Below are 12,369 nucleotides of genomic sequence, written 5' to 3'. Positions count from 1 at the left end.
CGATACTAGTTGGCGTTGCAGCGTTGCCCGGTAACCCGCGCAAAGCGGTCTATCGCGTTCGTATGCGCGTTCTGCTATTTGCGCACCTTAAGTAAGCTCCTTTCACGTGACTGTCCCTACCTCCGACGCTGATCGCCGCCTACGACTGCTTGCCGACGCCACTGCAACGCTCGGCACGTTGTCCGACGTGTTGAACCCGCTCGGTGAGCGTTTTGCTGCGGCCGGTCACGAGCTGTTCCTGGTGGGTGGCAGTGTTCGGGACGCGATCCTCGGCCGCTTCAGTGGCGATCTGGACTTCACGACGGACGCCAGGCCGGAGAAGGTTCAGGCTCTGCTCAAGGGCTGGGTGGACAAGCAGTGGGACACGGGCATCGAGTTCGGGACCATCAGCGCCATCAAGCACGGCCAGGAGATCGAGATCACGACCTTCCGGGCCGACGCTTACGATCGCGTCTCTCGTAATCCGATAGTCGAGTACGGCACGACGTTGGCCGACGATCTGGTGCGCCGCGATTTCACCGTCAACGCGATGGCGATGAAGATCGGCGCGGACGGTTCCTACACGTTTGTCGATCCGCTGAACGGCATGGACGCCCTGTTGGCCGGAGAGCTAGATACGCCGTCGGCGCCGGAAAACTCGTTCAACGACGATCCGCTGCGGATGCTGCGTGCAGCCCGGTTCGTCTCGCAGCTTGGTTTCACGTTGAACAATCGTGTTTTCGAGGCCATCAAGGAGATGGCGTCGCAGATCGAGCGAATCACCGCCGAGCGTGTGCAGGTGGAGCTGAACAAACTGATGCTGGGCATGTACCCGGTGGACGGCATCAACATGATGGTCGACTCCGGACTGGCTGCATACGTGCTGCCCGAGGTTCCGCAGATGAAGCTCGAGATCGACGAGCATCACCAGCACAAGGACGTCTACCAGCACTCCCTCACGGTGCTCCAGCAGGCGATCGATCTCGAAGAAGGCGATCCGGACCTCGTATTGCGTTGGGCAGCACTGCTTCACGACATCGGAAAGCCGGATACCAAGCGTAACGAGCCTGGCGGTGGGGTCAGCTTCCACCACCACGAGGTGGTCGGCGCCAAGCTGGTGCGCAAGCGCATGCGGGCACTGAAGTTCTCGAAGCAGATGGTCGACGACGTCTCACAGCTCGTGTTCCTGCACTTGCGTTTTCACGGCTACGGCAAGGGACAGTGGACCGACTCGGCGGTGCGGCGGTACGTCACCGACGCGGGCGAGCTGCTCCCCCGCTTGCACAAGCTCGTACGGGCCGACTGCACCACACGCAACAAGCGTCGCGCCGCGCAGCTGCAGGCCACGTACGACGACATCGAAGAGCGGATCGCGCGCATCGCCGAGCAGGAAGACCTTGCTCGGGTGCGTCCGGACCTCGACGGCAACGCCATCATGGAGCTGCTCAACATCCCGGCCGGCCCGCAGGTGGGCAAGGCATGGACGTTCCTCAAGGAACTACGTCTGGATCGCGGCCCGCTCGAGCGTGACGAGGCCGAGGCCGAACTGCTGAAGTGGTGGGCTACCCAGCAGGGCTAGTTTCTCGTTTCTTGCGGTTGATCAGCACCGCTGACAATCCGGCGGCATAGACACCCGCACCGGCAACGGCCAGGCCGACGCTCTTGCCGTCGGGTGCGATCACCGTCGACGCTGCCGCGATCGCACCGATGAACGCGACGTTGAACACGGTGTCCTGCAAGGCGAATACCTGACCACGACGGTCGTCGTCGATGTCGATCTGCATGGCCGCGTCGCCGCTGAGTTTCACGGACTGGCCGGCGATGCCGAGCAGGAAAGCGGCGATCAGCAGCGACCCCTGAGTCAGCGTGGTCACGAAGACGAGCTGGACGAGAACCGCGCACACCAGGGCGTAGGTGATCATCCGTGAGCGACCGATCCGCGGGATGAGGAACGGTGTGATCAATGCCGCGATCAGCATTCCGATTGCCGTGGCGCCGACGGCGACGCCGAATCCGGCCATCCCTCCAGGTAATTGGGAGCCGTTCGAGGTGTCGCGTAGGACCAGCACCATGATGAGGGTGTTGATGCCGAAGCAGATGCGGTGCGCTCCGATTCCGATCATCGCCGTGGTGACGCCGGGCGCCTCCCAGACAGCGGTTGCCCCGGTGCGCAGTCCGGCCGTCACCGAACGGACGGCACTGGCGCGGACCACTTCGTCGGCGACCGGACCAAGTGAGCGGGCCGTGAACCTGGCCGCGGCGAGGGCCGCGATCACCGATCCCAGTGCTGCGATGGCCACGGCGGCGCCTGACGCTCGATCCCCCGCGCCGATCATGCCGATGATCGCCACCGCTGCCGAAGCACCAAGAGCGGCTACCACCGAACCAGCCGTTGTGAGAACGGAATTGGTTGCCACCAGCCACGATTGTCGGACGACCTTCGGCAGGGCTGCGGATACGCCTGCCCCGACAAAGCGGCTGACCCCGATCGCAGCAAGCGCACACGTCAACAACAGAGTGTCACCGCCGCCGGCGACCAGCAGCACCGCGGTGGTCAGGATGAAGAGCCCGCGGAGCACGCTCGCCCACAGGAGCACCAGGCGGCGGTCCCAACGATCCAGCAGAGCGCCGGCAAAGGGGCCGATCACCGAATAAGGAAGGAGCAGTACGGCAAAGCCGGCCGCTATCGCCACCGGATCGGTTTCGCGTTCCGGGTTGAAGAGGATTGCGCCGCCGAGCGCGGCCTGGAACATTCCGTCGCCGAACTGGCTGGAAAAGCGGACGAGCGCCAGCCTTCCGAGGCCGGGTGATTCACGCAGGGTGTGCAGTACGCGCTGCCAGGCCTCGCGGCGGTTCGAGGCTCGGTTCATAAGCGGAAACTGTAGTGGGTGGGTCAGGCGCCGATCTTGACGGTGGCCCGCTCGAGGATCGGCGCGACGTCGACGCCCCTCGGCAGCGTTCCGAACACACTCCCCCAGCTGTTTCCGAGCCGACTCGCGCAGAACGCGTCGGCCACCGCGGGGTGCCCGTAGCGGAGCAACAGCGAGGCCTGCAGAGCGAGCGCCATGTCGCCGACGATCTTTCGTGCCCGGTATTCGATGTCGTCGAAATCGCCGAATGCCACCTGGAGATCCCGCACGGCCTGATCGAAGTGGCCGTCCACTCCACTGGCTCGTTTCAGCTCGTCGAAGAACACCTGCAGTGTTTCGGGTTGCTTGGCCATCGCCCGCAGTGTGTCGAGCGCCGCGACGTTGCCGGAACCCTCCCACACCGAAAGCAGCGGAGCCTCGCGATAGAGGCGCGGCATCCGGGATTCCTCCACGTATCCGTTTCCGCCCAGACACTCGAGTGCCTCGGCAGCGTGGATCGGTCCGCGCTTGCAGACGAAGTACTTACTCACGGCCAACGAAATGCGTCGTAGTGCGCTGGCGTGGGCATCGCCTGCGGTTGCGCGGTCGGTCAGAGCGGCCAGCCACATCGCGACGGTGGTCGACGCTTCCGATTCCACCGCCAGATCTGCCAGAACGTTTCGCATCAAGGGTTGGTCGATCAGGTTGGCGCCGAAAGCACTTCGATGATTCGCGTGGTGAACTGCCTGCATGTTGCCGACGCGCATGCCGGTGGCCGTGCCGATCGTGCAGTCCAACCGGGTCATGTTGACCATCTCGATGATGGTGCGCACGCCCCGGCCTTCCTCGCCGACCATCCATGCGAGAGCGTCGCGGTACTCGACCTCACTACTCGCGTTGGAATGATTGCCCAACTTGTCCTTCAGACGCTGCAGGAACATGTTGTTGAGCGAGCCGTCCGGCAGGACCCGAGGCAGGAAGAAGCACGACAGACCACCCGGTGCCTGGGCGAGGACGAGGAACACGTCCGACATCGGCGCGGAGGTGAACCACTTGTGGCCCGTCAGCAGGTAGCTGCCGTCGGATTGTGGCACTGCCCTTGTGGTTCCGGCACGAACATCCGAACCGCCCTGTTTTTCCGTCATCGACATACCGGCGATCAATCCGGGTTTGGTGAGGGGAGCTTTCAGCGCTGAATCGTAGTGCCGCGTGGTCAGGAGGGGTTCGTACTGCGCGGCCAGATCCGCGTTGTGCCGCAGCGCGGGGATCACGGCGTACGTCATGGAGATGGGACAGCCGTGGCCGGCATCGGTTTGACCCCACACGGCCATCTTCGCGGCGCGGACGAGGTGTGCGTGTCGATTCGGGTCAACCCACGGAGCGCCGTGCAGTCCCAATTCCACTGCGGTGCTCATGAGTTGGTGATAGGCGGGGTCGTAACGGACCTCGTCGATGCGGTTGCCGTAGCGGTCGTGGGTTCTCAGAACAGGTGGGTGCTCCTCGGCCAGATCGCCCCACTCCTGGGCCTGAGCACTGCCGGCGCGGATCCCGACGCGATGAACCTCTTCGAGTGCATCCGATGCGCCTTCACGGTGGAGTGCCTCGAGGATCGGCGCGTATTCGGCTGCGTCGTAATCGATCAGGGGCGGAACCTGATTGGTGACTTCATGCGTGGGTGTCATCGAAGCTCCCTAACGATCGAAGGGTGAAGGCGAGAATGGCGTCGATCGCAGCGGGATCGGTGGTGCCTCCGCGCAGTGGAAGGATCAGGGCCTCGCCGATTGCCCCGACGATGCACGCTGCCGTCAGAGTGGCGTCCTGTGGCGGTATCTCACCGGTGTCGACTGCCGAACGAATTGCGGTGGCCAGGCAATCGCGGAACGATTCGCGAAACATCAACCGCTGTTCGTCGACGAGAGGATCTACCGGTTCCACCAGCAGTGCATAGGCGAGAACCGGTGCGCGCATGGCACGTTCGGCGAAGGTCCGAACCGACGCTGATACAGCGGAGCGGTGGTTGCCTTCCAGATGTCGGGCGCTGTCTCCGGCGTCCCGAGCTGCGGATACCTCACGGCTGCAGACTGATTGGAACACTTCGGCGAACAATTCGCCCTTGCCGTCGAAATGTCGATACAGCGTCCCGGTGCCGACGCCGGCGTTCTTGGCCACCGCGGCGATGGAACATCCCGCATAGCCGTGAGTTGCCACTGCCGTCGTGGCGGCCTCGAGCAGTCGGGCGCGTTGGGCGTCCAATCTTTCCTGTACTGCCGGAGTGCGGCGATAGGCCATGTGAAGAAGTGAACACCCGTTCCGTTCTTGCGTCAAGAGCCCCCACCTGCAGGTTCAGGCAGCAGCGGCGCGAGCCTGTTCCTCGCGCCACCACGCGACGGTCGCTTCGGCGGCCTGATCGAGCGGCGTCGGCGAGAGTCCGAGCAGCACTTCGCTGGCGCTCGAGTCCATGACGAACGGCTTGGTGAACTGGTAGTTCATCTCAGCGAGTTCGCGGCTGTCGGTGTTGATCTTGCCGACGGCGTCGAGCACCCAGGCGGGGAGTACACCCACCTTGGCGGGGGATGCCCCGGCGGCGCGGGCGAAGGCCTCGGCGATCTTGCGCTGAGTGAGCGCGGGGCCGGTGGGTGCGTGGAGGACGGAGTTCCAAAGTTCGGGGTTGTGTGCCGCCGCGATCATCGCTGCTGCGAGATCGGGGATGTAGGTGAAGGAGTGCGGCTGATCTGCGGAACCGATGACACGAATCTTCTTACCTGCCATGACTTTCGGAACCATGCGCTCGCCGGCGTGGGCAGTGCGGACGCGGGGACCGAAGAAGTCCGAGGCCACGACGCTGACGGTGGGTGTTGCAGAGGCCTCGCGAGCACGCAGCAGCGCGGTGCGCACTCCGCGCTTGCCACCGGTGGCGTTGCGTGGATCGGATTCGGTCATCAGGGTGTTGGAGTTGTAGGCGTAGAGGCTTTCGGGGAAGACCACGACGGCACCGATGGATGCGGCCGCGTCGAGCACAACCTCCTCGGCCGCCGGGAGTTCCCGCTCCCAATCGGCTGCGTTGTAAGCAGCGTGGATGCAGTGGTAGATGGCCGTGGCGCCCTCGCTGACCGAGCGCAGGGCCTCGGCATCCGAGACGTCGACGCGTCGGCGGTCGATCAGCGGGTGCTCGGGCCCGCTGCCGGACCTGGTCAGGAGCCGGACGTTGATTCCCTGCTCGGCGAGCTGTAGTGCGACGGCGGATCCGACGGGTCCTGCTCCGGTGACGATTTCGAGGTTCGACATGGTGTGCTCCTTCTTGTTTCGAGTGAACTGAGAGCACTGCTCTCGTTTTCAAGAATGCACCTGCACCCGAGCGCTGTCAAGAGCAGTGCTCTCTTTTGTTGATGCTGCTCTCGGGAATGGGGCAAGATGGACTCATGGTTGGAACTCCCCGTGAGCGGGCGCGCGAACAGACGCTGCAGGACATCACCCGTATCGGACGCGAGCATCTTGCTGCCGTCGGCGCTGCCGCTTTGTCCCTGCGTGCCGTCGCGCGTGACCTGGGAGTCGTGTCCTCAGCGGTATACCGCTATGTCGCCAGTCGGGACGAACTGCTGACCTTGCTGGTGGTCGACGGGTACACGGAACTGGGCGCGGAAGTGGACGCCGCCGTGAATGCGGTTGCAGCAGAAGATTTTCGCGGACAGTTCATTGCTCTCGGGCGCGCCGTTCGGAGCTGGGCGATCCGGGAGCCGGCCCGCTACGGTCTGTTGTTCGGCAGCCCCGTCCCCGGCTACGACGCTCCGGGCGAGCAGACCACCGGCCCCGGCACCCTCGTCGTGACCCGGCTGATCGGGATCATCGACGCCGCCCATCGCGCGGGTTCACTGACGGTGCGAGAGGGTCCGGGCCTGAGTGACACGTTGGCAGCGGACCTCGAGGGAGTGCGGAATGAACTGGGTACCGACCTGCCGCCGGATGCCGCGGTGCGCGCAACTCTCGTCTGGGTATCGCTGTTCGGTTCGGTGAACTTCGAGGTGTTCGGGCAGTACGGAAGCGATACGTTCACCGACGCGAGCGAGATTTTCGAGCGGCATTTGGCACTACTTGCCGATGTGGCGGGTCTGACCTGAACACGCTTGTGTCTCGTTCCTCCGCACGCAGTTGTCGGTGAGATGATGTCCTTGTGGCGCACGCAGAAGAACCCGAGGATCGAATGGCCTGGATAGAACCGGAGGTTCGTCCGGGCAGTTTGTTGGTGTCGTCGACCGATCTCACGGAACCCGCATTTCGCCGCACCGTCATCTACATGATCGAGCACAACGACGCCGGGAGCCTGGGCGTCGTCGTCAATCGGCCGAGTGAGACGGCCGTGCAGAACGTGTTGCCGCAGTGGTCACCGCTGACCGCGCATCCTTCGGCCCTGTACATCGGTGGACCAGTCAAGCGTGACTCGGCGCTTTGCCTGGGCATCGCTCGCAACGGTGCGCGGATCGACGGCGTCGCCGGCCTGCGGCGGGTGGACGGCAAGGTAGTCATGGTGGATCTGGACTCGGACCCGGAGGTCATTGCTCCTTTGGTCGAAGGGATCCGCATTTTTGCCGGGTACTCGGGTTGGACTCTGGGCCAGCTGGATTCGGAGCTCGAGCGTGAAGACTGGATGGTGATCAGCTCGCTGCCGTCGGATGTGCTGACGCCGCCCCGAGTCGATGTCTGGGCACGGGTGCTACGACGCCAGCCGCTACCCGTGGCGATGCTGGCCAGCCACCCCATCGAGGTGGAACGAAACTGACTTGTCGGAGGTCGATGATATTCCTGTGTCATCGTTTTCGAGAGAGGTGGCAGCAATGATCGCTGAGCGTCAGATCCAGTGCGCGGATTGTGTTTCGGATGTCGATCACTGCCACGATTCTTTGCTACGGCATGCCGACGGATCACTCGAATGCACCGGCGCGAACTGCCTCGACCTGGCATCGGTCCGCCATGCGCTGTCCATCGATTGTGCTGAACTGCAGGGCGGTTGCGGCTGCGTCGACGCGACCCGAGGCGAGTTGCTCGCTAGCTGACGCTGACCGGATCCCGATTCGCGAAGCGTTGCGCCATCGCAGCACACACGATCAGTTGGATCTGATGGAAGATCATCAGCGGCAACACGATCAGGCCGACGGGCTGGCCCGCGAACAGTACAGCCGCCATCGGTAGGCCCGTTGCCAAGGACTTCTTCGACCCGCAGAAGATGATGACGATCTGATCGGGAAGATCGAACCCGAGCTTGCGCCCCGCGAGAGTGGTCACGCCGAGAACCAGCGCGAGAATCAGGCAGCACACGATTGTGAGGATCACGATCTGCCAGATCGTGATGGTGCTCCAGATCCCCTCTTTCATGCTTTCGCTGAAGGCGGCGAAGACAACGAGGAGGATCGATCCGCGATCGACGTACTTGGTGGGTTCGGCGTACTTCTGCAGCCATCCGATCACCAGCGGGCGGATCAGCTGACCGACGATGAACGGGATCAGCAACTGTACGACGATGTCGAGGATCGACGAGAAGTCGACCGTCGCCTGGCCGGTGGTGTTCATCAGCAGAACCACCAGCAGCGGTGTGACGAAGACGCCGATCAGGTTGGAGAACGACGCACTGACGATCGCGCCCGCGACGTTCCCCTTGGCGATCGAGGTGAACGCGATCGAAGACTGAACCGTCGACGGAACCAGGCACATGTAGAGGATGCCGGTGTAGAGCTCGTCGCTGATCAGCGTCGGTGACAGGAATCGCAGTGCTAGGCCGATCAGTGGGAACAGCACGAACGTCGCGGCGAGGACGACGGTGTGCAGTCGCCAGTGCTTGACGCCCTTCCAGGCTTCCTGCGGCGAGAGCCGTGCGCCGTAGAGCAGGAACAAGAAGCCGATGGCGATCTTGGTGGCCCAGTTCAGAATGCTCTCCGCGGTACCCGATACCGGGAACACACTTCCGAGCACGCCGGCGATGATGATGCCGAGGATGAACCCGTCGATGTAGAACCTACTGAGAAACTTCACCTGGCTAAGGATAACGGCGAGCTTCAGCGGGCTCTCGAGCCCCACGAAGGTTGAAGCCCATCACCGCCAGGCACAGCAGCGTCCCGATGATCGACAGCTCGATGATGGCCGTCTGCATTCCCTGGAGGGTGATGGCGATACCCGCGATGATCGACGGGATCGCCAGTCCCGCGTAGCTGACGGTGAAGAACGCGGCCAGAACTCCGCCGTGGCTCTCGCGGGCGTGGGTCCGGGCGGCGGCGTTGACGCGCTTCATGCCGCCGGCAAACGCCAGACCGTGCCCGGCGCCGACCACGACGGTGATGACGCCAAGCAGTGCCAGGCTCGGGACGAGGTCGACCACGAGGAGGCCGATCATTCCCAGAGCGAGGATTCCCAGGCCGGCGGTGACGGACGTGCGCGGGTCCATGCGGCTTCCGCCGAGTTGCGCGACCACCGAGCAGATCATCACCAGTGCGGCCGCCCCGCCGCCGAGTAGAAGGTTGTCGATGTTCAGCAGGCTGGTCATCCACGACGGGACCACCGACTGGAAGAGCCCGACCGCGCCCCACGACAGCGCGACGGCGAGCGAGCTGAGCCAGAAAGTCTCGCGAACAGTGGCGGGAACATGTGGCATTTGGAAGAACCGCTTCGGGCGTGTGACGTCCCCGATCCGCGGAAGTAGCAGCAACACGATCAGTGCCGGGATGAACGCGACGAGGAAGATCAGATACGGCAACCGCAGCGGTTGCGGAAGGTACTGGGCGATTGCACCGGACACGAGTGGTCCGAGCGCACCGCCCAACGCGCCCGTCACCGTCGATACGAGCGCTGCTCGTCGGTGATCGAACTTCGGTTCCTGCTCCACCAATGCGGCGCTGCCCGCCGCACTGGCCGCGCCCACCGCGATTCCCTGGGCAATCCGGCCGACGAACAACCACACCGTCGCGTCGGCAAATGCCAGAACGAGCGTGCCGACGACGCTCAGAGCGAGTGCAGTAAGGAGCACGGTGCGTCGGCCGAGGGCGTCGGACAGCGGTCCGAAGAACAGCAATGCCGGAACGAGGCCGGCGACGTAGACGCCGTAGATCAGCGTCTGGATGGTGGGCGTGAATCCGAACTCGGTCCGGTAGAGCCCGTAGACGGAGGTGGGCATGTTCGCGCCCAAGAGGATCACGGTGAGGACGTAGCCCACGCCGTAGAAGTGTCGATTGGTGCGGCGTGTGCGTTCTTCGGTGGCGACAGCTGTGGCGGACGTGGGAAGCCCCTCCTGAAGACAGAGTGCGAAAATACATGGGTCGTCCTACGTATCGTAAGTGAGTGGAATGATCGCCGCTAATGCTGTGAGGATGAGCTGATGACCGTTGTTCGCAAAGAGTCCGCGTACGAGCAATCCCTCGACTGGATGCGCGCGCAGATCTCCGACGGCGTCTGGACAGTGGGCAATCGTGTTCCGACCGAGCCGGAGCTGATGAGTGTTCTCGGCGTCGGCCGGAACACCGTGCGCGAAGCGATCAAGACATTGACCTCGACGGGAGTCCTGGAGATCCGTCGCGGATCAGGGACCTTCGTGCGCGCTCGGACCGACATCGGCGGACTGCTCGGCAGACACGCGTCCGTCGACGAGATGAAATACGTCTTCGAAGTGCGTCGTGCGCTCGAGATGGAAGCGGTCCGGTTGGCGTGTGAGCGTCGCAGCGACGACGACGTCCGGATACTTCGTGAGCTGGCCACCAAGCGTGACGTCCCGGCCGAGAACTTCGTCGACGTCGATCTCGCGTTTCACATTGCCGTCGTCGATGCCGCCCACAATCCCGTGCTGAAAGATCTGTTTGCCGGAATCCTCGAAACCGTCCGCGCCACGTACGAGGTGACCGAAGGGGTGCATCCGCCGTCGCTGACGTCTTCGCATCATCAGGGAGTTGCCGAAGCCATCGCCGAACGCGATGTCACCAAAGCCAGGGCTGCGGCGTGTGGGTATCTCGAGAAGACTCAGGAAGCGATCGGTTCAGGCTCGGCGGTTACCGAGTCCGGGCGTCGGCCAATCGATTGAGTGACCCGGCGATGTCTTCGGCCCCGGGTGTCGTGATCGTGAGTCGGTCGCCACAAGCGAACGTGATGACCACCGCTGGCCCGGTGCGGGTGACGACGCCGTAGTTACGACGACCCTTGGTCTTGAGTCCCCAGCCGCCGAAGTCCGCGAACGGTTTGATCTCCGCGACGTCGGCTCCGACAACTTCCTCGATGCCGTAGGTCATCGCAGCCATCCCCATGTTGATCACCCGGATCTCCCGTTCGTCGACGATCACCCGGAAGCGAACCAAGCTGACGACGAGCAGTCCGAGTGCCCCGAAGATGAACAACGGCCAGAGTGACCGCATCGCCAACGCCATGATGACTCCGGGCGCCAGAGTGATCGCAGTGAGGATCACCGAGCCTTTGGTGCTGAATCCGACGTCGTCGGAGATAGGTAGAGGGCAGCTGCTTCGCGGCAACCCGGCCGAGGGTTCGATCGTGGCAAGAGTGCGGACGCGGTAGTCGCGCAGGAAGGAGGCGCCGATCCACCCCAGCACCCCGCCGACTGCAAAGCCGACACCGAGAGACCACAGCGGGAGTGACGTCGTGGACGGATCGGCGACATCGAGTTGGGTGTAGAGCAAAGCGAAGTTCACTGTCGTGACGAGCCCGACCATGCTCAGCCCGACAACCAACATGAAGCGACGCATCATCAACATCGCGGGAGCAAGAGCAGCAATCGCGCTGAGACCGCCACCGAAGAGCAGTGTCAAAAGTGCAATGGTCCATGCGTTGGCCGACGGGGTGGAGAAGCCGTCCGGCGAGGTGGTGGTCCAGTGAGTCGCGATCTGCTCCGGGAGGCGAGGCTCCCACATTTCTGTCAGGACGAAGCCGAAGACCGCACACAACAGCGGAACGACTAGCCCGAATACGACCCCGGCCGGGTCGACCACGCGATGTTTCACGTGAATCAATGAGCCGGCTGGCAAGCATCCTTGAGCGCGCAGGCACCGCAGGAAGCGGTGCCGCAAGCGGCAGCGTTCGCCTTGGCCTCGGGGGTCTCCGCCACCGGCTCGTCGGCGGCAGGCTCGGAGTGCCCGCCGCAGTTGCAGTCGTTACCGCATCCGCTCTGCTGCGGGAGCGCGGCGGCTGCGCGGGTGCCGATGCCTCCACCGAAACCGGCAGTGAGGACGGCGACGACGACGGCGATGATCGCGACGGCAATGCCGAAGACTCCGCCGATGGTCAGTGCTGCGACTCCGCCGATGACCAACATTCCAGCGGCCGCGAGCATGGTCGGACCGGCCACCTTGTTGGCGAGGGCGAACGACTCCTCGCTCCGCAGGGAATCCTCGGTGCGGACACCGGCCCAGCGGTTGCGCGGGAGTTTGCCGATCAGTCCGGCGACGGCAACTCCACCTACGGCGACAGCGAGCACGAATAGCACCACAGCGACAACGATCACCCATACAGGATAGGCGCGAGTGGAGTTGATGGTATGCCCGGGTCGTGCAGGCTCTACCCT

At 63.8% G+C, this 12,369-nt stretch carries 13 protein-coding genes; 5 read left to right on the top strand and 8 right to left on the bottom strand.

Features of this window, described 5'->3' with window-relative positions:
• Window positions 1-106 precede the first annotated feature (106 nt).
• Entirely contained in the window at window positions 107-1,558 is a 1,452-nt protein-coding gene (locus GN300_RS10785; RefSeq protein WP_003942535.1) for a CCA tRNA nucleotidyltransferase, read from the top strand.
• On the opposite strand, the gene GN300_RS10780 is transcribed toward GN300_RS10785, so the two are convergent.
• Genes GN300_RS10780 through GN300_RS10765 form a run of 4 tightly spaced genes read right to left on the bottom strand, consistent with a single transcriptional unit; the run spans window position 1,542 to window position 6,113 of the window.
• Entirely contained in the window at window positions 1,542-2,849 is a 1,308-nt protein-coding gene (locus GN300_RS10780) for an MFS transporter (RefSeq protein WP_063315347.1), read from the bottom strand. The two genes, GN300_RS10785 and GN300_RS10780, sit on opposite strands and share 17 nt — an antisense overlap.
• Before the next feature lie 23 nt (window positions 2,850-2,872).
• Entirely contained in the window at window positions 2,873-4,510 is a 1,638-nt protein-coding gene (locus GN300_RS10775) for an acyl-CoA dehydrogenase family protein (protein ID WP_063315348.1), read from the bottom strand.
• Window positions 4,494-5,117 (bottom strand): TetR/AcrR family transcriptional regulator, encoded by a 624-nt coding sequence (locus GN300_RS10770; RefSeq protein WP_007729115.1) that lies wholly within the window; start codon window positions 5,115-5,117, stop codon window positions 4,494-4,496. The genes GN300_RS10775 and GN300_RS10770 overlap by 17 nt, the downstream gene beginning before the upstream one ends.
• A 54-nt stretch (window positions 5,118-5,171) precedes the next feature.
• Window positions 5,172-6,113 (bottom strand): NAD-dependent epimerase/dehydratase family protein, encoded by a 942-nt coding sequence (locus tag GN300_RS10765; RefSeq protein WP_063315349.1) that lies wholly within the window; start codon window positions 6,111-6,113, stop codon window positions 5,172-5,174.
• 134 nt (window positions 6,114-6,247) lie between these two features.
• On the opposite strand from GN300_RS10765, the gene GN300_RS10760 reads away from it, so the two are divergent.
• Genes GN300_RS10760 through GN300_RS10750 form a run of 3 tightly spaced genes read left to right on the top strand, consistent with a single transcriptional unit; the run spans window position 6,248 to window position 7,876 of the window.
• Window positions 6,248-6,943: a TetR/AcrR family transcriptional regulator gene (locus tag GN300_RS10760; RefSeq protein ID WP_003942494.1), complete on the top strand. Its 696-nt coding sequence runs from the start codon at window positions 6,248-6,250 to the stop codon at window positions 6,941-6,943.
• Between the two features lie 53 nt (window positions 6,944-6,996).
• Window positions 6,997-7,602 carry a YqgE/AlgH family protein gene (locus GN300_RS10755; RefSeq protein WP_003942572.1) on the top strand — a complete coding sequence of 202 codons (606 nt, stop codon included), beginning with the start codon at window positions 6,997-6,999 and terminating at the stop codon, window positions 7,600-7,602.
• Between the two features lie 55 nt (window positions 7,603-7,657).
• On the top strand, window positions 7,658-7,876 hold the full coding sequence (locus GN300_RS10750; RefSeq protein ID WP_042924370.1) for a hypothetical protein: 219 nt from the start codon (window positions 7,658-7,660) through the stop codon (window positions 7,874-7,876).
• Here the strand turns inward: GN300_RS10750 and GN300_RS10745 are convergent.
• Both GN300_RS10745 and GN300_RS10740 read right to left on the bottom strand, forming a co-directional pair.
• Complete coding sequence (locus GN300_RS10745) at window positions 7,869-8,849, bottom strand: bile acid:sodium symporter family protein (RefSeq protein ID WP_003942582.1); 981 nt, start codon at window positions 8,847-8,849, stop codon at window positions 7,869-7,871. The two genes, GN300_RS10750 and GN300_RS10745, sit on opposite strands and share 8 nt — an antisense overlap.
• Before the next feature lie 4 nt (window positions 8,850-8,853).
• Window positions 8,854-10,023 (bottom strand): MFS transporter, encoded by a 1,170-nt coding sequence (locus tag GN300_RS10740; RefSeq protein WP_063315350.1) that lies wholly within the window; start codon window positions 10,021-10,023, stop codon window positions 8,854-8,856.
• A gap of 162 nt (window positions 10,024-10,185) precedes the next feature.
• Between GN300_RS10740 and GN300_RS10735 the strand changes: the two genes are divergently transcribed.
• Entirely contained in the window at window positions 10,186-10,881 is a 696-nt protein-coding gene (locus GN300_RS10735; protein WP_047272655.1) for a FadR/GntR family transcriptional regulator, read from the top strand.
• On the opposite strand, the gene GN300_RS10730 is transcribed toward GN300_RS10735, so the two are convergent.
• Entirely contained in the window at window positions 10,850-11,809 is a 960-nt protein-coding gene (locus GN300_RS10730; protein ID WP_231914980.1) for a DUF1648 domain-containing protein, read from the bottom strand. The two genes, GN300_RS10735 and GN300_RS10730, sit on opposite strands and share 32 nt — an antisense overlap.
• A gap of 5 nt (window positions 11,810-11,814) precedes the next feature.
• Entirely contained in the window at window positions 11,815-12,309 is a 495-nt protein-coding gene (locus GN300_RS10725; RefSeq protein ID WP_003942484.1) for an SdpI family protein, read from the bottom strand.
• Window positions 12,310-12,369 lie beyond the last annotated feature (60 nt).

The sequence above is a fragment of the Rhodococcus sp. Ni2 genome, assembly GCF_021352185.1.
GTDB lineage: Bacteria > Actinomycetota > Actinomycetes > Mycobacteriales > Mycobacteriaceae > Rhodococcus_F > Rhodococcus_F qingshengii.
This window is presented reverse-complemented; position numbering and strand designations above follow the sequence as displayed.

Coding starts and splice junctions, on each gene's coding strand:
- GN300_RS10760 (WP_003942494.1), top strand. CDS start 6,248: ATGGTTGGAACTCCCCGTGAGCGGGCGCGCGAACAGACGCTGCAGGAC.
- GN300_RS10780 (WP_063315347.1), bottom strand. CDS start 2,849: ATGAACCGAGCCTCGAACCGCCGCGAGGCCTGGCAGCGCGTACTGCAC.
- GN300_RS10765 (WP_063315349.1), bottom strand. CDS start 6,113: ATGTCGAACCTCGAAATCGTCACCGGAGCAGGACCCGTCGGATCCGCC.
- GN300_RS10750 (WP_042924370.1), top strand. CDS start 7,658: ATGATCGCTGAGCGTCAGATCCAGTGCGCGGATTGTGTTTCGGATGTC.
- GN300_RS10735 (WP_047272655.1), top strand. CDS start 10,186: ATGACCGTTGTTCGCAAAGAGTCCGCGTACGAGCAATCCCTCGACTGG.
- GN300_RS10775 (WP_063315348.1), bottom strand. CDS start 4,510: ATGACACCCACGCATGAAGTCACCAATCAGGTTCCGCCCCTGATCGAT.
- GN300_RS10770 (WP_007729115.1), bottom strand. CDS start 5,117: ATGGCCTATCGCCGCACTCCGGCAGTACAGGAAAGATTGGACGCCCAA.